Annotated in this window: 20 protein-coding genes and 1 tRNA gene; 6 read left to right on the forward strand and 15 right to left on the reverse strand. The window is 32.9% G+C overall.

What is annotated here, in order from left to right; all coding sequences use genetic code 11:
* Window positions 1–35 precede the first annotated feature (35 nt).
* Entirely contained in the window at window positions 36–542 is a 507-nt protein-coding gene (locus ACE01P_RS06555) for a GNAT family N-acetyltransferase (RefSeq protein WP_379695501.1), read from the forward strand.
* An 11-nt stretch (window positions 543–553) separates the two neighbouring features.
* Here the strand turns inward: ACE01P_RS06555 and ACE01P_RS06560 are convergent, their stop codons facing one another.
* A complete protein-coding gene (locus ACE01P_RS06560; RefSeq protein ID WP_379695503.1) occupies window positions 554–889 on the reverse strand; it encodes a hypothetical protein in 336 nt (111 codons plus the stop codon).
* Entirely contained in the window at window positions 889–1,464 is a 576-nt protein-coding gene (locus ACE01P_RS06565) for a hypothetical protein (protein ID WP_379695505.1), read from the reverse strand. Before ACE01P_RS06565 ends, ACE01P_RS06560 begins: the two co-directional genes overlap by 1 nt.
* Before the next feature lie 157 nt (window positions 1,465–1,621).
* On the opposite strand from ACE01P_RS06565, the gene ACE01P_RS06570 reads away from it, so the two are divergent.
* The gene (locus ACE01P_RS06570; RefSeq protein WP_379695507.1) at window positions 1,622–2,008 is read left to right on the forward strand and encodes a helix-turn-helix domain-containing protein; all 387 of its coding nucleotides are present in this window, start codon (window positions 1,622–1,624) and stop codon (window positions 2,006–2,008) included.
* Window positions 2,009–2,098: 90 nt separating this feature from the next.
* Here ACE01P_RS06570 and ACE01P_RS06575 read toward each other — a convergent pair whose 3' ends face one another.
* The 3 genes from ACE01P_RS06575 to ACE01P_RS06585 all read right to left on the reverse strand — a co-directional run bounded on the left by ACE01P_RS06575 (window position 2,099) and on the right by ACE01P_RS06585 (window position 4,857).
* Window positions 2,099–2,362 (reverse strand): hypothetical protein, encoded by a 264-nt coding sequence (locus ACE01P_RS06575; RefSeq protein WP_379695509.1) that lies wholly within the window; start codon window positions 2,360–2,362, stop codon window positions 2,099–2,101.
* 6 nt (window positions 2,363–2,368) lie between these two features.
* Window positions 2,369–3,808, reverse strand: coding sequence for a hypothetical protein (locus ACE01P_RS06580; protein ID WP_379695511.1), 1,440 nt, complete (start codon window positions 3,806–3,808; stop codon window positions 2,369–2,371).
* Between the two features lie 260 nt (window positions 3,809–4,068).
* A complete protein-coding gene (locus ACE01P_RS06585; RefSeq protein WP_379695513.1) occupies window positions 4,069–4,857 on the reverse strand; it encodes a hypothetical protein in 789 nt (262 codons plus the stop codon).
* 194 nt (window positions 4,858–5,051) lie between these two features.
* On the opposite strand from ACE01P_RS06585, the gene ACE01P_RS06590 reads away from it, so the two are divergent.
* A complete protein-coding gene (locus ACE01P_RS06590) occupies window positions 5,052–5,429 on the forward strand; it encodes a hypothetical protein (RefSeq protein WP_379695515.1) in 378 nt (125 codons plus the stop codon).
* Between the two features lie 65 nt (window positions 5,430–5,494).
* Here ACE01P_RS06590 and ACE01P_RS06595 read toward each other — a convergent pair.
* Together ACE01P_RS06595 and ACE01P_RS06600 are read right to left on the reverse strand one after the other, a co-directional pair.
* A tRNA-Ser gene (locus ACE01P_RS06595) sits at window positions 5,495–5,581 on the reverse strand.
* 61 nt (window positions 5,582–5,642) lie between these two features.
* Window positions 5,643–6,512, reverse strand: a complete 870-nt coding sequence (locus ACE01P_RS06600; protein ID WP_379695517.1) for a LysR substrate-binding domain-containing protein — start codon at window positions 6,510–6,512, stop codon at window positions 5,643–5,645.
* Between the two features lie 90 nt (window positions 6,513–6,602).
* Between ACE01P_RS06600 and ACE01P_RS06605 the strand changes: the two genes are divergently transcribed.
* Complete coding sequence (locus ACE01P_RS06605) at window positions 6,603–7,844, forward strand: MFS transporter (RefSeq protein WP_379695519.1); 1,242 nt, start codon at window positions 6,603–6,605, stop codon at window positions 7,842–7,844.
* Window positions 7,845–8,058: 214 nt separating this feature from the next.
* On the opposite strand, the gene ACE01P_RS06610 is transcribed toward ACE01P_RS06605, so the two are convergent.
* The 5 genes from ACE01P_RS06610 to ACE01P_RS06630 form a co-directional block, all read right to left on the reverse strand.
* Window positions 8,059–9,087: an asparaginase gene (locus tag ACE01P_RS06610; protein ID WP_379695521.1), complete on the reverse strand. Its 1,029-nt coding sequence runs from the start codon at window positions 9,085–9,087 to the stop codon at window positions 8,059–8,061.
* Window positions 9,077–10,213 carry a 1-acyl-sn-glycerol-3-phosphate acyltransferase gene (locus ACE01P_RS06615; protein WP_379695523.1) on the reverse strand — a complete coding sequence of 379 codons (1,137 nt, stop codon included), beginning with the start codon at window positions 10,211–10,213 and terminating at the stop codon, window positions 9,077–9,079. Before ACE01P_RS06615 ends, ACE01P_RS06610 begins: the two co-directional genes overlap by 11 nt.
* A 63-nt stretch (window positions 10,214–10,276) precedes the next feature.
* Window positions 10,277–11,056, reverse strand: coding sequence for a TatD family hydrolase (locus ACE01P_RS06620; RefSeq protein ID WP_379695525.1), 780 nt, complete (start codon window positions 11,054–11,056; stop codon window positions 10,277–10,279).
* Window positions 11,057–11,360: 304 nt separating this feature from the next.
* The gene (locus tag ACE01P_RS06625) at window positions 11,361–12,944 is read right to left on the reverse strand and encodes a S41 family peptidase (protein ID WP_379695527.1); all 1,584 of its coding nucleotides are present in this window, start codon (window positions 12,942–12,944) and stop codon (window positions 11,361–11,363) included.
* Between the two features lie 185 nt (window positions 12,945–13,129).
* On the reverse strand, window positions 13,130–14,101 hold the full coding sequence (locus ACE01P_RS06630; RefSeq protein ID WP_379695529.1) for a tol-pal system YbgF family protein: 972 nt from the start codon (window positions 14,099–14,101) through the stop codon (window positions 13,130–13,132).
* A gap of 195 nt (window positions 14,102–14,296) precedes the next feature.
* Here ACE01P_RS06630 and ACE01P_RS06635 point away from each other — a divergent pair, with 195 nt between their 5' ends.
* Both ACE01P_RS06635 and ACE01P_RS06640 read left to right on the forward strand, forming a co-directional pair.
* Entirely contained in the window at window positions 14,297–14,734 is a 438-nt protein-coding gene (locus ACE01P_RS06635) for a retropepsin-like aspartic protease (RefSeq protein ID WP_379695531.1), read from the forward strand.
* A 54-nt stretch (window positions 14,735–14,788) separates the two neighbouring features.
* The gene (locus ACE01P_RS06640; RefSeq protein ID WP_379695533.1) at window positions 14,789–16,780 is read left to right on the forward strand and encodes a T9SS type A sorting domain-containing protein; all 1,992 of its coding nucleotides are present in this window, start codon (window positions 14,789–14,791) and stop codon (window positions 16,778–16,780) included.
* 56 nt (window positions 16,781–16,836) lie between these two features.
* Here the strand turns inward: ACE01P_RS06640 and ACE01P_RS06645 are convergent, their stop codons facing one another.
* From ACE01P_RS06645 to ACE01P_RS06655, 3 genes are all read right to left on the reverse strand, one after another.
* On the reverse strand, window positions 16,837–18,087 hold the full coding sequence (locus tag ACE01P_RS06645; RefSeq protein ID WP_379695535.1) for a TCR/Tet family MFS transporter: 1,251 nt from the start codon (window positions 18,085–18,087) through the stop codon (window positions 16,837–16,839).
* A 167-nt stretch (window positions 18,088–18,254) separates the two neighbouring features.
* Window positions 18,255–21,431, reverse strand: coding sequence for an efflux RND transporter permease subunit (locus ACE01P_RS06650; RefSeq protein ID WP_379695537.1), 3,177 nt, complete (start codon window positions 21,429–21,431; stop codon window positions 18,255–18,257).
* A gap of 73 nt (window positions 21,432–21,504) precedes the next feature.
* Window positions 21,505–22,572, reverse strand: coding sequence for an efflux RND transporter periplasmic adaptor subunit (locus tag ACE01P_RS06655; RefSeq protein WP_379695539.1), 1,068 nt, complete (start codon window positions 22,570–22,572; stop codon window positions 21,505–21,507).
* Between the last annotated feature and the right edge of the window lie 9 nt (window positions 22,573–22,581).

Raw genomic sequence — 22,581 nt, forward strand, 5'->3', positions numbered from 1 at the left:
GCTATAGCATAATTTACAGAATAAAATATCCTAAAATGCAATTCCTTAAAACAACAAATAATGATATCGATGCTGTTTTCGATATTTATAACGAAGCTACTTCTTACCAAAAAACAGTCAATAATAAAAGCTGGAGAGGTTTTGAAAAATCTCTAATTGAAAAAGAAATTGCAGAAAACCGCCATTTTATTATCAAAGAAGAAAATGAAGTTGTCTGCACTTTTGTTCTTACTTTTAATGATAAAATTATCTGGAAAGAAGCCGCTTCAGATCCAGCAGTTTATTTGCATCGCATTGCTACAAATCCAAAATTTAGAGGACAATCTTATGTCAAAAAAATTGTGGAATGGGCAAAAATTTATGCTATAGAAAATGGTAAACAATACATTCGTTTAGATACACACAGCGGTAACGAAAGAATAAACAAATACTACACCAGTTGCGGTTTCGAATACAAAGGCATAAGTACAATTGAATGGACACCAGAATTACCAGAACATTATAAAGAAGGTTCTTTTAGTTTATTTGAAATCAAATTGTAGCAAAAACTCTGTTATTTATACTTTTCAAAATCAACCTCAACTTTTTCAAAAAGTGTGGCTTTTTCTAAAATCGAATTCAGAAGATTTAAACCATTCTGATTATTTTCGGCCATCACAAAAGCAAAACCCCAAATATCTTTTGAAAGTGTAAATTGTCCTATTTCAGAATCATACGTTATTAGAATTTCATCATTCATCCATAAATCTGAAACCTCTGCCATTTCAGGTTTTATTTCGCTTATAGCGGAAAAAAAATCAGAAACAAACGTTTCATTTTCTGCACCATCAAAAACTTCAATCAAAAGATCTTTGGATTGATATCCAGGACGAAAATAGTATTTGTACATTATTCTATTCTTTTATAATGATATCCTAAATTATATGAAGAGCCTGCCCAAAACATAAATAATATGGCTCCAGAATTGTCGTAAGCATAATTGACTAAAAGACCGTCGTCTTTTGAAAGTCCGATTCTAGTTTTATGATTATCATAACCTCCAGCAAGATATGGAATCCCATTGCGTTTCAAGTATTTATTATCCAAATAGAAAAATCCATTTTTTAGTTTTCCGCCCAATTCAATATTTTCAATTATTGAATCTTCTTTTTTGGTAATAAATTGCAGTCGTTTTTTATCCAAAAGCTTTACCTCAACAATATAAGAATTAGAAAAAACATATTCTTTTTTTTGAGATTTCACAAAATAATTGAGATTGTATCGTGCTTTAGATTCTTGAGAATCTATTGTCTGCTCATTTCCTCTTTCATCGTATTTTAAATCGGGAAACAGTTCAAATTTGCCTTCCATTTTCGATAAATCATTTTCTGACAATGCCTGTTTATTTTCCTTCACTATTTTATCAGAAAATGATGCACAGGATGACAAAAGTAAAACTATTGTAAAACCTATTACTAATCTCATAAATCATTCGTTTACTATTTTAAAGATAAGGTTTATCTATAAAAACTCATTCAAAAAGCTGTACTTTTGTTAAAAAAATGAAAACCGTATCTTACAAAAAAGAGCCTGTTTTTTACTAAAATCTATGTTCTACAAGAATTTTAAATACCTTTGATTTATGAGTACAGCAATAAAACCAAATCATATAGGACGCAAAATTAGCCGAATTCGTGAACTTAAAGACATGAAGCAAGAAGCGTTGGCACAAGCTTTAGGAACAAATCAGCAAGCCGTTTCGATAATGGAAAACAGCGAAACCATTGACGAAGAAAAACTGAAAGAAGTTGCAAAAGCACTTGGCGTAACTGTAGAAGCAATTCAAAATTTTTCTGAAGAAAATGTGATTAATTATTTTAATAATATTTACGATCATGGAGCTTTCAACAAGCACTATAATGATTGTACATTTAATCCTTTAGATAAAGTTGTAGAACTTTATGAACGTTTAGTGCAAGCTGAAAAAGATAAAAATGAATATTTGGAGAAGTTGTTGAAAGGGAAATAAAAGTTTTATAAAATATATGTTTACACAAAACAAAAAAGAGATCTTATAATAGAGGTCTCTTTTTTGCTTGCTTGATTAAGTAATTTTATATTAATTTTTATCCAAATATTTTTTTACTTCAATTTCAATAAGTTTACTGCTAATAAAGAATGGTTTTTTTTGAAGTAAAATATTTATAGTTTTATCTTTAACTTGATATGTCCCTTTAAATAAGCCAATCGTTGAGTTTACTTGAAAACTTCCCATTGTTTTGTCACCTTTTAAATAACCATCTTCGTTTAGCAATAAAACATTAAGTTTTTCGATTAATTTTTCGATAGGTCTTTCGTAAATTATAGAAATTAAATTAGCCATAATCTATTAATTTAAATCTGGTTTTTCCAGTACTTCTCCTACCACTTCTCCTAAAGTATCATCCACTTTATCTGCTTGTTCTTTTAATATTCGCCTCGCTTTTTTATCAAGAATTTTAGCTATTTTAGATAACCCTGGAATATTTTCAAGTTTCTCAACCGCATCAGATAAACTTGCACTTTTATCTAATGCGTCCATTAATGGATGATCTGATTTATTATAATCTGAAATTAATTTTCCTGGATTTTCAGAACTGATACTCAATATATTGTACAATAATTTTACTTTTAAATCTGCATGAACATTTTTGTCTTCAATATTATTTATTTGATGCGAAAGACCTTCAAAAGTTTTGCCCAAAACCTCTTTATGAGTATACTCTTCAATTAATCTTTTTGAAAGATTGAGTTTTTTATTTGATGAATATGCCATCCATAAAATTGGTATATACATAGGTATAATTGCTAAAACAAATCTTGGACTGTACTCAATTACCTGTGCCAAAGTTTTACCTTCATATATAAAAAATATACTTAATATAAATGGTATAAATGACATCCCTATTAACCCAAAAGTAGCATACTTAAAATTTTTAGCGAATCTTTCACTATCTTCCACTTCGCTTTCTTTTTTTTCAGAATAAGCATACGATAAACCAGTGGTTAGAGCATTTGGAAGTAGTTTATTTATCTTTTCTAAAACGGAACCATAATCTTTATCCCAAGTAACCATTTTCTCCTTATAATTAGCCTCTTTTTCTTCCACAAAAGAATTATAACTAATCAACGTCTCTTTTCTAATATTGTTAATCTCCTTTTCTAGTTTAGAAAAATTTTCTTCTAAATTCTCATAAGTACTGTCAAGTTGCTCTTTTAAACCTTCAAATTTTGTTTCAATTTCTTCTCCCTCCTCATTTGTCTCTATGTCAGAGAATCCAAATATTTGTCTGTAAACATTATCAATTTCTTTTTTCTTTGACTGAATAGATTTTTGAAGAGTTTCAATTTTGCTACGAATTTCATTTCCCTTATCAAAATGCTCTTGAAAAGTCTCTAAATGTTCAACAAACTCATCATTATTCTCAAAATTCTCTTCTAATAATTTCAGATTATCCTCGATATTTTGAGATCTAAGATCCAAATTTGCGCTAAATTCGTCAATTTTTTTAAACCTATCCTCTGATTGCGTTTTGATTAACTCAATATTTACAAGACAGTCCTTAGCCTCTTGTAATTTATCATTTATTATTTCTACATTTTTTACTGCAGTATTTTTAGCATCATTACTTTTATTTTTATATTCTGAAGCCATTTTGGAGGACTGCTTAGCTTCTTTTTCAAAATCTGATGTTTTTTTATTAATCTCTTCTTCTAATTGGGTTAATCTTTCCCAAAGTTTCAATCTCTCATTATTCAAATATTGTAATTCATTCTCATTTTTAGCCATTACTTGTAATTTAAGTATTAAAATTATCAAATGCTTTTTTCTGTTTCAATATATTTTTTAGATTCAAATATAAAAAAGGCACAAATACTTGCGCTATGGTTTTTCGTAATCAATAAAACCAACCATTAAATAATAAGCCAATATATAAATCTTAACATAAGATTTAAGCAAGTAAAAACACCTGTTTTTATGACAAAAAAAACTCAATTTCAATTAATGAAATTGAGTGGGCACTTATTAAAAAAGATAAAATTCAATTATTATATGTTGATTAACCACTCCTCATGCGGGTAATCTTTTTTTAATTTGGACCATCTAGCAAACTTAAACCAGTAGTTTAGCAATATTTCCTTTAATGTTATACTATCAGTATCAGTAGTTGAAATCAAAGAATTACTATAAAAACTAATTCGCCCTTTCCAGTCATTCGCTTTTAAATTTTTTTCATTCATAACTGATATTGAACATAATTGATATATTCTTTTATATCTAATTCCTGAGTATTCTGATCGATAATCCATTAACAATAAAAAACATGTTGTTTTAGATTTATTAAAAAAAGAGATAGGGATTTTAAATTGTGGAAGTTTATACTGAAAATCATCATCTTTTCCAAGTCGTTCCTCTGAAAGCCAACGCTCTGATATATCAATACTTACTTTTGCTTCATCAATATGGAATAATGCAACTTTTAGATCCCTTGCTGCTAAATTTCCTGTTTGTATAATATCAACCCAATGATCTTCCGTACATTGATCAGAATTGGGGCACAATACAGGACCACTTTCATTAAATTCCTCACCACCAAATCCTTTGAGAATAAAATTAGGCTGATTTAAGTATTCGGTCTTAATACGTTCATTTTTCCATTGCTTTTGGATATTAACAGCAACAAGTATTAGACCGATAAAGGATAACAAACCTGAAAAAATTTTTGTTTGTTCTGAGTTAAATCCTGTTATAAGGTTCTCTTTTACAACATAAAATGAAATTATGGACAAAAGAACAGCCCAAACTAGTAGTGGTATTTTGCGTAATAATTTATTCATACTCTTTATTAGGTTAAATATTTAAAATGAATTCAAATATAAAATTAATAACCTTAGACTTCTGTCATAAAAAATCATACATTTTTACTAAAAACAGGTTATTAAAATTTACAAGAAAAAAAGGTGTTTTTACGTTACCATAGATAAATGAATTTACATAATTTTCAAAAAATAATTTTAATACTACAGAATATATGAGCTTAAATTTACACAGTGTTATAAACTCAGAAAATACTAATAATGAATTAGTTTGGCTTCAAGCTACTGAAAAAATTAATCTAAAAGGATATGCCTTGGTAGACAGAACCTTTGATTCTAAAGAAAATGTTTCTAACGAATTTCGTCATATTTTTTTCTTTCCTAATCTTGTCGTTGAAAAAAACGATTGGGTACAATTATTTACTGGTAATGGCAAGTATCAAAAGGTACAAAGCACAGATAAATCATGTTTCATTCATAAGTTATATTGGCAATCAGACAAATGCGTATGGAATAATAATGGTGGGGATACAGCCACATTAATAAAGTGCGCTTTGGTCAAAAGTGTAAAAGTTCCTGCAGTAAAAAAATAACAACTCTACAATAAAAAAAACCGTAATTTCATTTTTCAAGAAATTGCGGTTTCTAATTTTATTCGCAGAAAGGAAGGGATTCGAACCCTCGATACAGTTACCCATATACTAGCTTTCCAGGCTAGCTCCTTAAACCACTCGGACACCTTTCTATTTTGGTCTGCAAATAACACAAAAAAATCTGACTTTACAAAAGTAAAATCTAAGTTCCTTTTAGATGCTTTTCTTAAATTCTTCCATAAACAATTTTACCGCTTTTTTCTGGTAACCTCCCATCGTCAGCATGTACGACTCTCTTTTTGTGGAAACTCCCGTAATTTGAATAGCTCTTAAGTTTCCCCAGTCTTTCAAAGCCATTTCGGCAACAATTGTAGCCCAATCGCTATTTTCTACCATTTGCAATAAGGCATGAATAGATTGAAGTTCTATCGAAATTTTAGGTTTCATATTAAACTTCTTAAACAACTGTTCGACATATTCTCTCGAATTGGATCCTTTTCCTGGCAATATCAGCGGAATATCTTCAATTTTCTTAAAAGCAATTTTATCCAGATTTGCCAAAGCATGATTTTTAGAAACAACCATAACCATATTTGAAGTAAACAAAGGCACTTTCTGAATCGGCATTTCAATTTCGTGTGACGAAATAACGAACACTAAATCCAATTCGTTGTCGAGTAATTTTTCTTCTAAAACTTCTGTCGTTCCGTATTCTACAATAATCTTAAGGTTTTGGTATTGCTTTGCAAATGCATTTACGACAGGCAGAATCAATAAACCAAAAATATAGGTCACACCAATGCGTAATTCTCCGCCGATCATTTCGTTTAAATCCTCAATTGCCTGTTTTCCGTTTTCTACATTTTCTACTACTCTTTTGGCATGAATTAAAAAAACAGAACCCGCTTCTGTCAATTGAACTTTTTTTCCGATTCGCTTAAACAAAGGCAAACCAAGCTCTTCTTCGAGTTTTTTAATTTGCTGCGAAAGACCCGATTGTGTCACAAAACACAACTCTGCAGCTTTAGTAAAGTGCAAAACCTCAGCTGTTTTAATGAAATACTGCAGTTGATAAATCTCCATATTGATAAGTTTTAGTACTTATTATCAGTAAAATTATTAATTTTTCTAATGCTATCATAATCCCGACCTTTGTATTAAATATTTAGAGTCATGTTTAAAGCCTTAAAATCAAAAAATTTCAAATTATTTTTCTACGGTCAATCCGTATCCGTTATCGGAACTTGGATGCAAAAAACAGCCGTAAGCTGGATGGTTTACAGCATCACAGGATCTGTTTTTTTATTAGGTTTGGCGACTTTCTTAAGTATGATTCCGTCTTTGTTTCTAGCGCCTTTGGCAGGAAGTATTATTGGCCGTTATGACAGACACAAAACAATGCTTTTCTTGCAATCTTTAGCAATGCTTCAGGCAGGAACTTTGGCTTTGCTAATTTATCTTAAAATATACAATATCAACTTCATATTGGCCTTGAGCCTTATTCAAGGAATTATTAATGCTTTTGATATGACATGTCGTCAAACGATGATGATCGATATTGTCGACAATAAAGAAGATCTTCCAAATGCTGTAGCGCTTAACTCTACTTTAAACAACTTTGCACGTATTGCAGGTCCAGCCCTTGCGGGGATTATTTTGCACCAATATGGAGAAGATATCTGTTTTATTGGAAATTTCGTGAGTTATGTTCCTGTTTTGATTTCATTAATGATGATGAAAATCACTCCGCATATTAAAGCAGAAAACAAGCTGAATATGATGGACGATCTTATGGAAGGTTTGGATTATGTAAAGAAAGAAACAGAGATGGCCAGAATGCTTATGATGTTAACTTGCAGCAGTTTATTTGTCATTTCTTTTAATACTTTGATGCCTGTTTTTGCCAAAGATATTTTTAACGGAAACGCACAAACTTTCAGTTGGTTCGAAAGTGCTGCCGGAATTGGTTCTGTTTTATCTGCCATTTATTTAGCCAATCTAAAATCCGCTGAAAACATGGGCAAATTAATGATTTCAGCAAGTTTACTTCTTGGTTTCAGCGTAATTATTCTAGCAGTTTCAAGCAGTATTACCATTGCTCTTATCTGTATGACTCTGAGCGGAATCGGTATGATGGGACAAACTTCTTCGATCAACATTTATATTCAGACTCATAGCGCAGTCAATATGCGTTCAAGAAGTATCAGCTATTATATGATGGCGTATCAGGGAATGATTCCTGTGGGAAGTTTAATTATAGGTTATGTTTCTCACTTTTTAGGCGTAAGAGCTACCGTTGCGATTCAGGGAATTATATGTATTATTTCTGTAGTTGTTTATTTGTATTACAAAAAAAATAAAGCAATTGACGATTTGGAAACTTGTCCGGTAACTTATACAAATTCCAAAAATTAAAATTCGAATTCTTCACAATCTTGTCATTTCGACGAAGGAGAAATCTTCACGTGGAGCTTGACAAAGAATTGATTTATTGGAGCGGAGTTACTTGTGGAGATTTCTCCTTCGTCGAAATGACAAACTGAACGTTAATTCATTAAAAAAGAAAAATTCCAATTTTGCATTAAACAAAGTTTGGAATTTGGATTTTTTTAATATTGGAATTTTTAATTTACGAAATCTCCCCGCGAAGAGCAGTCTCAAAAATATCTTTGAACTCTTTTTGCGGAATATCATGTCCAAGCAAATACATCAATTTGGTAATTGCTGCTTCTGTAGTAATGTCTTTTCCAGAAATAACTCCTAGAGATTTAAGCGCTGTACTGGTTTCGTATTGTCCCATATTCACGCTTCCACCTGAACATTGTGTTACGTTTACGATGTACATTCCCGATTTGATGGCTTTTTCGATTAGATTTAAAAACCAATCTTCGGTTGGTGCGTTTCCTGAACCGTAAGTTTCCAGAACAATTCCGCGTAAACCAGAAGTTGCAAGAATTGAAGCTAGAACAATCTCGCTCATTCCAGGAAACATTTTAATGATCGCAACGTGATTGTCTAAGTTTTTGTGAACGATTAGTTTTGCGTTTTTATTTACAGGAAGAAATAAATGTCTGTTCAATTTTAAGTGAACTCCAGATTCTACCAATTCTGGATAATTTGGTGCCGTAAAAGCTCTAAAATGTTCTGCATTTACTTTAGAAGTTCGGTTTCCACGGTATAATTTGTATTCAAAATACAAACAAACTTCTGTGATAACTGGTTTTCCGTTTTCTAAAAGTGATGCAATCTGAATCGCTGTAATCAAGTTTTCTTTAGCATCGGTACGCAAATCTCCAATTGGCAATTGCGAACCTGTAAATACAACTGGTTTTGCTAAATTTTCCAACATGAAACTCAATGCCGAAGCCGAATACGACATCGTATCTGATCCGTGAAGAACTACAAATCCATCAAAAGAAGCGTAACTTTCTTCAATGATTGTGGCAATTTTAGTCCACATTTCAGGATTCATATTTGAAGAATCAATTGGATGTTCGAATGAAATTGATTCGATTTCACAATCCAATTGTTTAATTTCTGGAATTTTCTGAATTAATTTACCAAAATTGAAAGCCTTAAGCGCTCCAGTTTCAAAGTCTTTGCTCATACCGATGGTTCCTCCGGTATAAATCAATAATATTTTTGCTTTAGATGACATCTTGGTATTTTAATTTATTGACAACAGGATTAGCGTACATTGCTAAAAACCCTTGTCTTGTCACAGGATTATCGCTTCCGATTCTCATTTCTAAACGACGCTCAAAAAGCTGTTTTTCGCTCTCTTTGTACTTGTGAGCAAATTTGTCTGTTTCGTTTAAAATATCGTAAGCAATAAAGTTAGTCGGCCATAATTGGTAGTTTTTCAAAATCACATCATCAATTGTTTGTGCCAAAGCTTGAACTTGTTTGTTTGCATTGTCATTCTCCGCCACAATCTGATCGATTTCTGTATCTAGAACATCGCCAACAGAAATGTGTATTCTTTTTTTAGTTCCCATGATACCACTTAAAATGGTCATGAAATCTTCGTTTTTATCTTTTACGTAAACTTCGTTGTTTGCTTCTGCCATTAATTGTGGCATTTTCAAAACATCGGTTGGATCATATTCATACGAAATAGAAACTGGAACGATTTTTAATTTCTTGAAATAATCCATTAAGTTCTCTTCGTCAGAACCCATTCCGATCATTTTTAGAACTCCTGGATTGGTTTCGTCGTTTCCGTCTTTTGTTCTTCCTTCTCTTTGTGCAATCCAAACCGAACGGTTTTCGCGAAGCAATAATTGCCCCATATATTCTGCCAATAATTTTGAACTTTGCAACATTTCACGAGGCGTTAATCCTCTTAAAACCAAAAAGTTTCTATTTAATTTTGCTAAAGTTGCCAAGAAAGCTTTCTTAACCAAATTGTCACCAATTGCAGAAGCTGTCATTACCAAACCATGTTCGAACAAACATACATTTAATAAAGTCGTGTCTAAAAGAATATCTCTATGATTTGAGATAAACAAATATGAAGTATTAGGTTCCAGTTTTTCAAAACCTGAAGTTGTTAAACCTTCAGAGCTTTTTTCTAGAACTTTCTGAATTGTATTATAAATAAAGTTGCATTGAAAATCACGAATAGAATGTGTTTTCTTCAATTGTTCCTTCCAAACCTCATCTTCCACGTCCGGAAAAGTAAAGTTCATCATGGTTTTCATCATCGGATGATTGACAACACCATGAAGTGCTTCATTTATTTCGGAATCATAAAACGGTCGAATGGCATCAAATCTCTGCATTATTTATTTGGGTTTAAGTGGGCAAAAGAACAAAAAAAAAATTAAAGTTTTGTAAGGTAACGGTTAAATCCCGAAAACGTCTTTGGAATTCTGGGTTGTAATTGCTGCAATTTCTTCTGCAGAAACACCATATACATCGCTTAATTTAGCAATAACGTTGACCAAATAACTGCTTTCGTTTCTTTTTCCTCTATAAGGAATTGGTGCTAAATACGGCGAATCTGTTTCCAAAACGATATGTTTCAAATCGATTTGATTTAAAAACTGATCAATTTTTCCGTTCTTAAAAGTAACAACTCCACCGATTCCTAATTTCATTTTATAAGAAATTGCTCGCTCTGCTTGTTCTAAAGTTCCGGAAAAACAATGAAAAATCCCAAACAAATCTTCAGATTTTTCTTCTTCTAATACTTCGAAGATTTCATCAAAAGCTTCTCTACAGTGAATTACAATTGGCAATTTGTATTGTTTAGCCAACTGAATTTGTCTTTTAAAAGCAATTTGCTGTTCTTTTAAATGTGTTTTATCCCAATACAAATCGATTCCGATTTCGCCAACTGCATAGAATTTTCTTTTAGATAATTCTGTCTCCACATGCGCCAATTCGTCCAGATAATTATCTTTCACGTAAGTGGGATGCAAACCCATCATTAGAAATATATTTTCAGGATAATTTTTCTCTAAATCGTACATAGATTGCGTTGCGGCGGCATCTATTGCGGGAATAAAGAAACGAGTAACTCCGGCATCGATAGCGCGTTGAATCATGGCGTCACGATCCTGATCAAATTCTTCAGAATATAAATGCGTGTGGGTATCGGTAATAATGGGTGTTGAATTCAAGACTTTAATTTTAAAGCGCCAAAATTACGACAATAATAAAAGAATAGCAATTCGATGTAATTGGTACACTGATGAAACGGATCACTTTCGTGAAAACGCGGATTAAATCGGTTTTTTTTCTGGCTAAAAAAAGAAAAACCTTTGTCAAAGATTTAAACTTTGACAAAGGCTTGAACAATAACAACCAATTATTTTGTCATTCTGAAGAACGAAGGGCCTCACAAGAAGCTTCGAAAAGAAAACCCCCATTTTTTCTCTCGATCAGCTAGTGTGACCCCTCGTGCTTCAGTATGACATTTTAGCTTTATTTTCCATTTTGAATAAATAGCAAAGCTCGTTCCAAAACTTCATCTTTACCTTGTTGAATGCCTAAAATTGTTGGTTTCACCTCAATATCTGGTACAATTCCTACACGTTGCGTTTCTCTTCCATCTGGATAATAAACTCCTAATCCTGTATATCTGGTATGAAATCCTTTAAAATCAATATCCACTGCATTCCCATCTGTTCCTGCTGTCTGGCTTCCAATAATTGTTGTATTACCTGCTGTCTGAAAACACATCGCTGTCCATTCTGCCTGACTAAAAGCGTCTTCATTAAGCAATACAATAACTTTACCTTTATAATGATCTTTGTTTGCAAAACCGGCTTTTCTTCCTTCAACCCATTGGTATCTTCCTGGGTATTTCAAATATGGTTCTGTGTAATCGCAAAATCTCTTTTCTTCGGCATTTAAAAAATCTGAAATCTCTTGCCATGTTTCATTTGGATAGTTTCTCATATCAAAAACAATTGCTTTTGTATCTTTCAAAGCTTCAATCATATCAGGAATATTTTTAGGTTTTATCACACCCATATTTACATAACCGATATTTTTATCGAGAAGTTTAAACTTATCTTTCTTTTTCTGAGCTCCCTTTTTAAACTCATTTCTATGAGATTCATGATAATCGAACCATTTCATTGATTTTGTTTCGGATTTTCCATCATTCAAGAAATCAACTTTCACGTTTTCAGAATCACTAAGCAAAATTCTGATTACCGCTTTATCCAAATACGACGCCTCATTTGAAGCACAAATCGCATCTCTTTTTTCTTCTGCAAGCTCTTTAATAGTTTTACCATTGATTTTAGTAATGACAGTTCCTATTTTAATATTATCTGCTTCTGCAAGACTGTCCCCTAGAATCTCGGTAATTACCAATTTATCATCAATTATTTTGCCTGTAGCTGGAAAAAAATATCTCGATTTTCCTCCCTGATAGGTCACAAACTCAACATGTGTATCATTAAGTTTAGTAGACATCTTCATAAAAGCGACGTAAAAATCATTCACACTCTCCGCTTTTAATACTTCTGGCAACGTCTGCTCTAAAGTCAAATCCCATTTTTGATCCATCGCATACTTATATGGGAAATAATATTCAAGTAAGTTCCAGTAAGCAAAAATCATTAACAGCCTAGAATTCTTATTGTTATAATCAAGATCAAAGTAGTTTTTCAGCTTTTTAAAACCATCAAACTTATAATCGAATTCTTCATCACTCTGAAATCTGTTTTCTTCAATAAATTTTAATTTTTTTGAAAGCTTTTTAGAAAACAACTTATTATTAAACCAGCTTAAATCGAAATTCTTATCAAAAAACTTAACGTCTTTTGGTGCAACAATTGGTGCTATTTCTTTCACTGGACCAAGATCATCAATCCAATTTTCTAAGATTAATGAAAACTCTTCTTTGGTTTGCGCTTTTTCTATTAAAGGTAATTTTTCTAAAAGCTGATTGTCCCAATTCAACTCTCCGCTTGCAGCTTTTGGATGATAATATTTCAAGAAACCCCAAACTTTACAGGTTGCTGCTAGTTTTTCGGTCTCTGTAATTTTATTCAAACCAAAGATAGTTTGACAAAAAACAAGAAGAAAAATCAATAAAAAATTTCTCATTTTTGGTTGGTTAGTTAGGTTAAGTTACTTTGGGTCAATTCTTAAAAAAGAAAATCGAATTTAGAACTAAAATTCCAAATTCGATTGAGGTTTTCCGTAAAGAGATAAAATTTTTCTTAATAATTATAATTTTACTCCAATTCTTCCGAAAGTTGTTCTACGTCATCATAGTCTTCGTAGTCTTGCGAAATGGTCTGTAAGATGGCTTTACATTCTTTATATTTTCCTTGTTTTAGCTTAGACAAAGCCAGATTCCACTTTGCTTTTTCTTTGTAAACAGAATTTCCGGCTTCTAATTCTTTAAAGATATTTTCGGCTTTTACGTATTTGCTTACTTGCAATAACGAAACCGCATAAAAATATTTAATTTCATCTGAATTATTTTCCTTTAAAATCATTTCAAAAATCGGAATTGCAGTTTCATATCTTTTTCCGTTGAAATTATTCTCTGCTTGCTTTAAAATTGCTTCAGAAACGCCTCTTTCTGTAAAATAGGCACTTTCTGGATGGTTATAATCTTCAAAATTAGGATAATGTCTATAATCGAAGAAAAACAAACCGAACATCACAATTATAGATATCGCCGCGGCAAAATACCAAGGTTTGAGTGAAACGGCTTTATTTCTCTTTTTATTAAAGTATTTATCTGAGATTTTAGTCAGGTTTTCTTCAAAGGCAACTCTCTCTTCTGCTATTTCTGATCTATTTTCTTGCCCGTAACGCTTTTGTTCTTCTTCAAATTCTTCTGTTTGAGCAATCAATTCGTGAGCCGATTCATTAACAGAAACTACATTTTCATAAATTGTCACTTCTTCATTGGCAGAATTTTTAAGTTCTTTCAGCCAGCGTCTTTTGCATAACAAGAAAAAATAGGCATCAAATGGGCACGTCAGTTGAAGTTTTCCGGCTTTCGCCTGACTAAAAAGCAAAATCATAATTTCCTGAATCACATTTTGCGCTTGATCCTTGTCTCCAGAATTATTGGTTATAAACTGGACCGCTTTGGGCGCAAACTTTTTATATATCATTTCAATCACGACTGAATCATTTGCTGCCAGTCCGTCGATATATTTTTGATCAGGATGAATTTTATTTAGATCCATAAAAAAACATTTTAAAGCTAATTTAAAAAAAGAATCTTAAAATATAATGACAATTATATCATATTCAATAATTTACCAATAAAAAAACAGCAGTTTTATTATTTTTCACTTATAATATATTCCGTAGAAAATCTTTCGCTTAGTTTAGTTTTTTGATTGTAATTGCTTTATTTTTGAGTTTCAATCATTACAGAAATGGAAAATCTTCATGAAATTCTTAAAAAAGAGAATTACAAAAAAATAAAATTCAAAATAACTAAAACACAGCATTTGCAGATTAAAGCCAAGATAAATGGTATTTCTGGCAATTTCATTTTAGACACTGGCGCATCAAATACGTGTGTGGGTTTTGAGTCTATTGAGCGCTTTGAGCTGGCTGCAAAAAATTCTAAAACAAAAGCTTCTGGAGCTGGCGGAACTGGAATGACAACTCAGATTTCTTCTCAAAATAAACTGCAATTAGGAAGCTGGAAAAACAAGGATTTTAGTCTCGTAATTTTTGATCTTTCGCATGTAAACGAAGCTTTGGAATCTTACAAAGCAAAACCTGTTCACGGTATTATCGGCGCTGATGTTTTATTGGAAGGAAAAGCAATTATTGATTATTTTAACCATTATTTGTATTTAAAATAAGACAATTTAGTTTTTTTGATATATTTGTTGAGCTACTTTAACAAATGTATCCTTATGAAAAAAACTCTACTTTGTTTTCTTTTTTTATTGCCTACTTTATTTTTTGCCCAGATTAGCCCTCTTACAGGATGTCAAACATATCCTATTTTTAATTTAACGACTCGGAATGCGGAATTAATTGGTAATTTAAATCCTAGCGAAACTACAGTAAGTTACCATTTAAGCCTTAATGACGCAAATACTAATACAAATCCAATTCCAGATCCAACTTACTTTGTTTCACCTCAATCGCAAGCAGTTTATGCTAGAATAGACAATAAAGGCACTATAACAACGAATTTCTTTCAATTAATCTTCTATCCAACTGAGCAGATTATCGCATTAAAAATAAATCCTGACTGTAATGAACCACGCACAAAAGTTCAGTTAGTTTCAGTTCTGCCAGGCGCAAACCAAAATTTTAGCTATTCTTTAGATTATGGACAGACGTACAATCTTAATAGGCCATTTTATCTGGAGCCTGGTAATTATACTATTCTAGTAAAAGATTCTTATAATTGTAAAACTGATAGCCCTGTTTTTGTTGAGATTACAGCTTATATACCTTTAAAAGCAAATGCAATCGTAACAGAAGGTATTAATTGTGGCGATAAAGATGTCGTTACTATTAATGGAACAGGAGGATCACCTCTATATACATACTCTTTTGATGGTGTTAATTATTCTAATAAAAATACGTCAAGCGAATTAGAAGCTGGAAATCATACTGTTTTTGTAAAAGATCAAATGGGTTGTATTGCTTCAACAACAGTTACGGTTAATCAATATAGATCTACTTTATCTTCACTTGCTGTTATAAATGGCCCTACTTGTAGCGATAAGGGTTCAATTACGGTTAAGGGACAAGGAGGAAAACCTCCATATCTATACTCCATAGATGGAACATCTTTTGTCCCGAGCGAAACTTCTAATTATGTTTTCAGTAACTTAGAACCAGGAATCTATAGTGTAAACGTAAAAGATAGCAATAATTGCACAACCAATTTGATTTGCTCTATAGATCAATATATGCCATTAGTTCTAGATGTTGTCAAGAAAGATGCAATTTGTCCTTTTTCAAATGAAGGATCAATTGAAGTAAATGTAACTGGCGGTGTTTTTCCATACAAATACTTACTTAGAAATGCTGCTGGAACCGCACTAACAAACCTACAATCTTCTAATGTTTTTCAATACATTAGTGCTGGAGATTACATGGTTGATGTTACAGACGCAACAAACTGTAGTATAAAATCATCTACAATCCATATAAGTCAACCTTCTCCATTAGATGTAACAGTAAGTATTGAAAATCAAACTGTAACGGTAAATGCTACTGGAGGAAATGGTAATTATTTGTATCAGATAGATTTTCTTGAGCAAAAATCGAACAATGTATTTACAAACGTTAGCTATGGAAATCATGAAGTTATAGCCATAGATGAAAAAGGCTGCTTGACATTGGTATATATAACTGTTAACCCTCCAGCTCCTGTAATTGATGGTAAAACAGAAATAACTTTAGAATTTAAATCTGGACAGACTTTAGGAGATCTTGTTATCGAAGGTCAAAACATTAACTGGTATGGCAGGCCAGGAACTTCATCAACTGGAAAAACCAATAAAACTGCTGTAGAACCGACTTTACCATTGTCTACGGCTTTGGTTGATGGCGTAACTTATTATGCTTCTCAAACTATAAACGGAATCGAAAGTAAAGATCGTCTTGCTGTAACTGCAAAATTAAACGGTTCACTTTCTACTCCAGATTTTGATTTGACTGACTTTCAGTTTTATCCAAATCCTGTAAAACATGTATTGACGATAAACAACAAATCGACTATTGAAGACATTCAAATTTTCTCCATTTCTGGACAATCTGTTTTATTTCAAAAAGTAAATAAAACACATGTCGAAATTGATTTGAATAATCTTTCAAAAGGAATGTACATTTTAAATATAAAATCTGACGGGAAAGAAAAAGCAATGAAGTTTATTAAAGAATAAAACCTCATCACAATAAAAAAAGCCTTCATATTTAATTTATGAAGGCTTTTTTGTTTTTATACTATTTCTTGATTCTCATTTTCTATTTTTGGAGTTGCATGTTTTTTCAATGAAAAATAAGCAACAATTGTACTTAGCAACATTAAAACTCCTCCCAAAATAAAAGGTGCTCCTGCAAATTTAAATGGTGCATCGTCATGCGTAAAAAAGTAAAATGTATTCGCCATCATTGGCGGACCAATAATAGAAGAGGCGCTCATTAAACTCGTCAAAGTTCCTTGAATTTCTCCTTGTTCACTTGGTTCTACTTTACTTGCCACAACAGATTGCAAAGCTGGGCCAGCAATTCCGCCAAGGCAATACGGAATTAAAAAGACAAACATCATCCAACTTTCTGTTGCAAAAGCAAACAACAACATTCCGATTGTATATAAAGCTAAACCGGTGTAAATGCTTTTCTCATTTCCAATTTTAGGATTGATGTATCGCACTAATCCGCCTTGTACAACTCCAACCAAAAGACCGATTATTCCTAGTGAAATTCCGATCATTCTTTCGTCCCATTTAAATTGGTAGATTGTGAAGAAGCTCCAATTGCTTTGCACTGCATGCGAGCCCACATACAAAAGAAATATCGCTACAATTAGACCTATTAATGTTGGATGTTTTCTTAATCCTAAAATAGCTCCAATTGGGTTAGCGCGTTTCCAGTCGAAAGGGCGGCGGTTTTCTTTTTTAAGCGATTCTGGTAAAATGAAAAATCCGTAAAGGAAATTTACCATACATAAAATGGCTGCAGCGTAAAAAGGAACTCGTGATCCGTATTGACCTAAAAGTCCTCCAATAACGGGTCCGATGATGAATCCTAATCCGAAAGCCGCACCAACTAATCCGAAGTTTTTAGCTCGGTTTTCTGCAGTGCTGACATCGGCAATATATGCTGAAGCTGTTGTAATACTTGCGCCCGTCACTCCGGCAATAATTCTTCCTATGAAAAGCCAAATAATAGTTGGCGAAAATGCCAATAAAAGATAATCTAATGAAAATCCGAAAAGAGAAATTAAGATAATTGGCCTTCTTCCGAATTTATCGCTTAAATTTCCAATAACAGGAGCAAAAACGAATTGGGTTATCGCATACGCAAAAGTCAACCAGCCTCCAATTTTTGCAGCTTCGCTGATATCTCCATGAATTAGTTCTTCAATTAATTTTGGAATTACAGGAATAATAATTCCCCATCCTGTAATGTCTATTAACATGGTTATGAAAATAAAACCAATTGCTGCAGACTTATCTTTTTGTAGCATAATAATTTTGTAAGGTGATACAAATAAACGAAAAAGCTGATATTTATTTAAATTCCAATTAAAAAATCCCAAGTTCCAAATCCCGAAGCATCGGGATTTGGAACTTGGGATTTTAATGGGGAAATTTCAAATTCGGGGTTTGAAATTTCTATTGAAAATCAAAACTATTAATGTGTATGTTTCGGATTAAAACCGTCTTCGCTTAATTCTGTATGCTCGTAATCTGCATGCATTTCAGCTTCGTAGTCGATTTTTTCTCCTTTAGAGAATCTACGGATAATTTTCTCCATAATATCGTAGATAACAGGCACTACAATCAAAGTAAGGAATAATGATGAAATCAAACCTCCGATGATTACCCATGCTAATCCGTTTTTCCACTCAGCTCCTGCTCCAGATGCTAATGCAATTGGGAACATACCGAATACCATCGCAATTGTTGTCATCAAGATCGGACGTAAACGAGCGTGGTTTGCTTGGATTAACGCTTGTCTGATAGATTCTCCAGCTGCTCTACGCTGATTCGTATAATCGACAAGCATGATCGCATTCTTACACACCAGACCAATCAACATGATTACCCCTAAGATGGTAAAGATATTCAAGGTATTGTTTGTTAAAGCTAATGCGAATAAAACTCCAATAAACGAAAGCGGAATCGCGAACAATACAACAAACGGGTGAACGAAACTGTCATATAATCCAACCATTACAAGGTAAACCAAGATAATAGCCGCTAATAATGCAATTCCTAAAGTACCAAAACCTTCAGATTGGTTCTCTTGGTCACCACCCCAGATGTAGTTAACTCCAGTTGGTTTTTGCAATTTATCTAATTTCGCTTGCCATTGTTGAACAATTGTTCCTGCTGGAACCCCAACATTCTGACCTTGTACAGTTACAGAAGCTGTTTTATCTCTACGCTCTAATTTACTTGGTCCAGAACCTTCAGTAATTGTAGCAAATTGGTTTAATTTAATTTGCTGACCTGCATTGTTTATAAAAATCAAGTTACTAACGTCTGTGATATTTTTTCTATCAAATTCGTTGTATTTGATGTTGATATCATATTCGTATTCACCAGCTCTAAATTTACCGTCAGTATTACCACTGTAAGCCGTCTGCATTGTTAAACCAACAGTTTGAAGTGTTAATCCTAAAGCAGCCATTTTATCTCTGTCAACTTGAACGTTGATCTCTGGGTTTCCGTCCTCAACAGTTAATTTAATCTCAGTTGTTCCAGGAATTGTACGTAATTCGGCTTCAGCCATTTTAGCAAATTTCATTGCACTTTCTACGTTCGGACCAGTAACGATCAAACCTAAAGTTGCATCCTCAGCCGTACCTAAGATACCTACTGGAACTGTTTTTACTTTTGCACCAACTAAAACTTTCTCTAGTTTACGTTTTACTTTTGCAGCATAAACGTTGGCATCGTCTGTACGATCTTTTTGCTCGATCATCTTAACGTCAATCTCCGCTTTGTAAGCAGTTGCCTGAGCAGCTCCTAAACCTTCAGAAGTTTGTCCAACGGTTGTAATTTGGCTGAAAACATATTTCTCTCCTTTTAAGAAAGCTTCTGCCTTTTGCGTCATAAAGTTAGTTTGCTCTAACGAAGCGTCTTTTGGCATCTCAATTTGAACTAAGAACTCACCACTATCAGATGATGCGAAGAATTCTCCTCCAATATATCCACCTCCCATTAACCAGAAGATCGTTCCAAAGAACATAACTAGGATAATACCCATAGTTTTGATATAATGATCTAAACACCAGTTTAGCAAGTTTGAAATCCAGTCTGTAAAACGAGTCAAGTAGCTTTCAAATCCAAGGATAATTTTTCCGAAAAGATTTTTACCTTCAATATGCTCTAGTTTTCCAAAACGTGAAGACAACCAAGGAATAATAGTAAACGAAGCCAATAATGAGAACATCGTAGAGATAATTACCGTAACACAGAATTGTGTAATAATGTTCGATACCAATCCGCTACTCATTGCAATTGGCAAGAACACCACCACAATTACCAATGTAATCGAAGTTACCGTACCACCAATCTCTGCTGTTCCATCGTAAGCCGCACGGATTCGGCTTTTACCCATCTCCATATGCCTGTAAATATTCTCCAATACCACAATCGCATCATCCACAAGGATACCAACAACAAGAGATAAACCAAGTAAAGACATTAAGTTAAGCGTGTAACCTAATAAATAAATACCAATAAATGTAGCAATCAAAGATGCTGGAATAGACACCATTACGATTAATGAGTTTCTAATACTGTGCAAGAAGAACAACATTACGAAAGCTACCAGAATAACCGCAATTAATAAATCATGTACAACAGAATCTGCTGCTTCAAGAGTAAAGACTGTACTGTCTTTTGCTACTTCTAATTTCAATTGAGCCGATTTGTAATCGTTCTCTAAAGTCTTAATTGTCTTAATCAACTGCTCACTTACCGCTACGGCATTCGCATCTGATTGTTTTACAATTTGAAGTACAATCGCACTTTTTTGATCTACACGCGCAATTTTCTCTGCGATTTTTTGTGTATCCTGAACATCTGCAATTTCGCCTAAACGAATTTGAATTCCATCTTTTGAAGAAACTACTAAGTTTCTTAACTCTTCAACATTTTTATATTTACCCGCTAAACGGATTAAGATTTTTTGGTTACGAGTTTGAATGTTACCTGTCGGGAAATCCAAATTCGAAGTCAAAATAGTCTGCTGAACTTGAGGAACTGAAAGTCCATAACCTTGCATTTTTACTGCATCAAGGTTTACTTGAATCTCACGCTCTTGACCACCAATAATATTTACCTGAGCAACCCCTTGTACACGAGACAAAACTGGAGCAATCTTTTTATCGATCAAATCGTAAAACGCTGCTTCGTCCATTTTTCCATTCGCACCAAGCGTCATAATTGGTAAATCACTCAAAGAGAATTTAGTCAATGACGGCGGATCTGCATCGTCTGGAAGATCACTTAAAATGGCATTAATTTTACGTTGCGCATCGTTCATCGAAATATCAACATTTGCATTTGAAGTCAATGTAATCGATACTACAGAAAGTGATTCATAAGATTTCGAATCGATTTTTTTGATATTTTCCAGAGACGCAATCGCATCTTCAATTTTCTTTGTCACTGTATTTTCAACCTCACTTGGAGAAGCTCCAGGATATACAGTTGAAACCGTAATAACGTTAGTTTCGAATTTTGGGATCAGCTCGTAGCCTAATTGGCTGTAGCTGAACAATCCACCAAGAGTCAGAATTGTAAACAATACAATTACCAACGACGGACGTTTTATGGATATTTCGGCTAATTTCATATTTATTGCTTTAGGCTTTAAGCTCTAGACAATAAGCTCATAGCTTACGACCTTATAGCTTAATTGCTTTAAATTATTTAATAATTTCTACTGTATTTCCGTCTTGTAAATTGATTTGACCTGTAACGATTACAGTTTCTCCGTCATTTAAACCATTAATGATTTCAACTTGATCTCCTAAAATTCTTCCAGCTACAACTTTTCTTAATTTAGCAACATTGTTTTCTACAACAAAGATTTCGTTGCTGCTTACACTTCCAACAAAAGCATTTCTAGGAACCACTTTCAAGTTTTGTTTTTGGTTTTTAGCACCAAAGTTTGCAGTTCCGTACATACCTGCTTTTAGGTCGTTGTTAGCATTGTTTGTGATTTCGATTTCAACAGGGAAATTTAAAGATGCATCTGCTTTTGCAGCGATGAAAGTAATTTTTCCGCTAAAAGATTTATCAGGATAAACACTTGCAGTAATATCTACTGTGTTTCCTAATTTTAAACTAGCCACTTGAGTTTCGTTTACAGTAACCGTTAATTTTAATTTAGAAACATTTACAATATCAAATAAAGCAGTTGCAGGCATTCCAGCTAAAATAGAACCTGGTTCGATATATTTTTTATTGATGTATCCGTTAATTGGAGCTTTTACTTTTGTATCTCCAACGTTGATATTTGCTTGTGTCAAACTAGATTGTGCATTTGTTAAAGCCAATTTTGCCTGATCTAATTGTTGTTTTGTTACACCGCCTGTTTTAAATGCATTTTCGTATCTAGCATAATCAGATTTTGCATTTTGATAAACAGCTTGAGCTTGTTGTGCATTTACGTTGATAACATCACCTCTTACTGTTAAAAGAGTTTGTCCTACTCTTACGTAGTCACCTTCTTTAACTAAAACACTAATTACTTTTCCAGATTTTTCAGCAGAGAAAGTCAATTCCTGAATTGGTGCGAAGTTTCCGTTTGCAGTAAAACCTAAGTTAACATCTTCAGTTTTAACTGTAGCTACTTTTACAGAAACCGCTGCATTTTTTTCTGCTACAATTGCAGTTTTCGCTTCGTTTTCTGCTTTGTTCTTATTTAAAATGTAGTTAATCCCGACAAGAGCCACGACTATGATTACGATTGTTATAATTATTTTCTTCATTGTAATAAT

It is taken from the genome of Flavobacterium sp. HJSW_4, from assembly GCF_042436695.1.
GTDB lineage: Bacteria > Bacteroidota > Bacteroidia > Flavobacteriales > Flavobacteriaceae > Flavobacterium.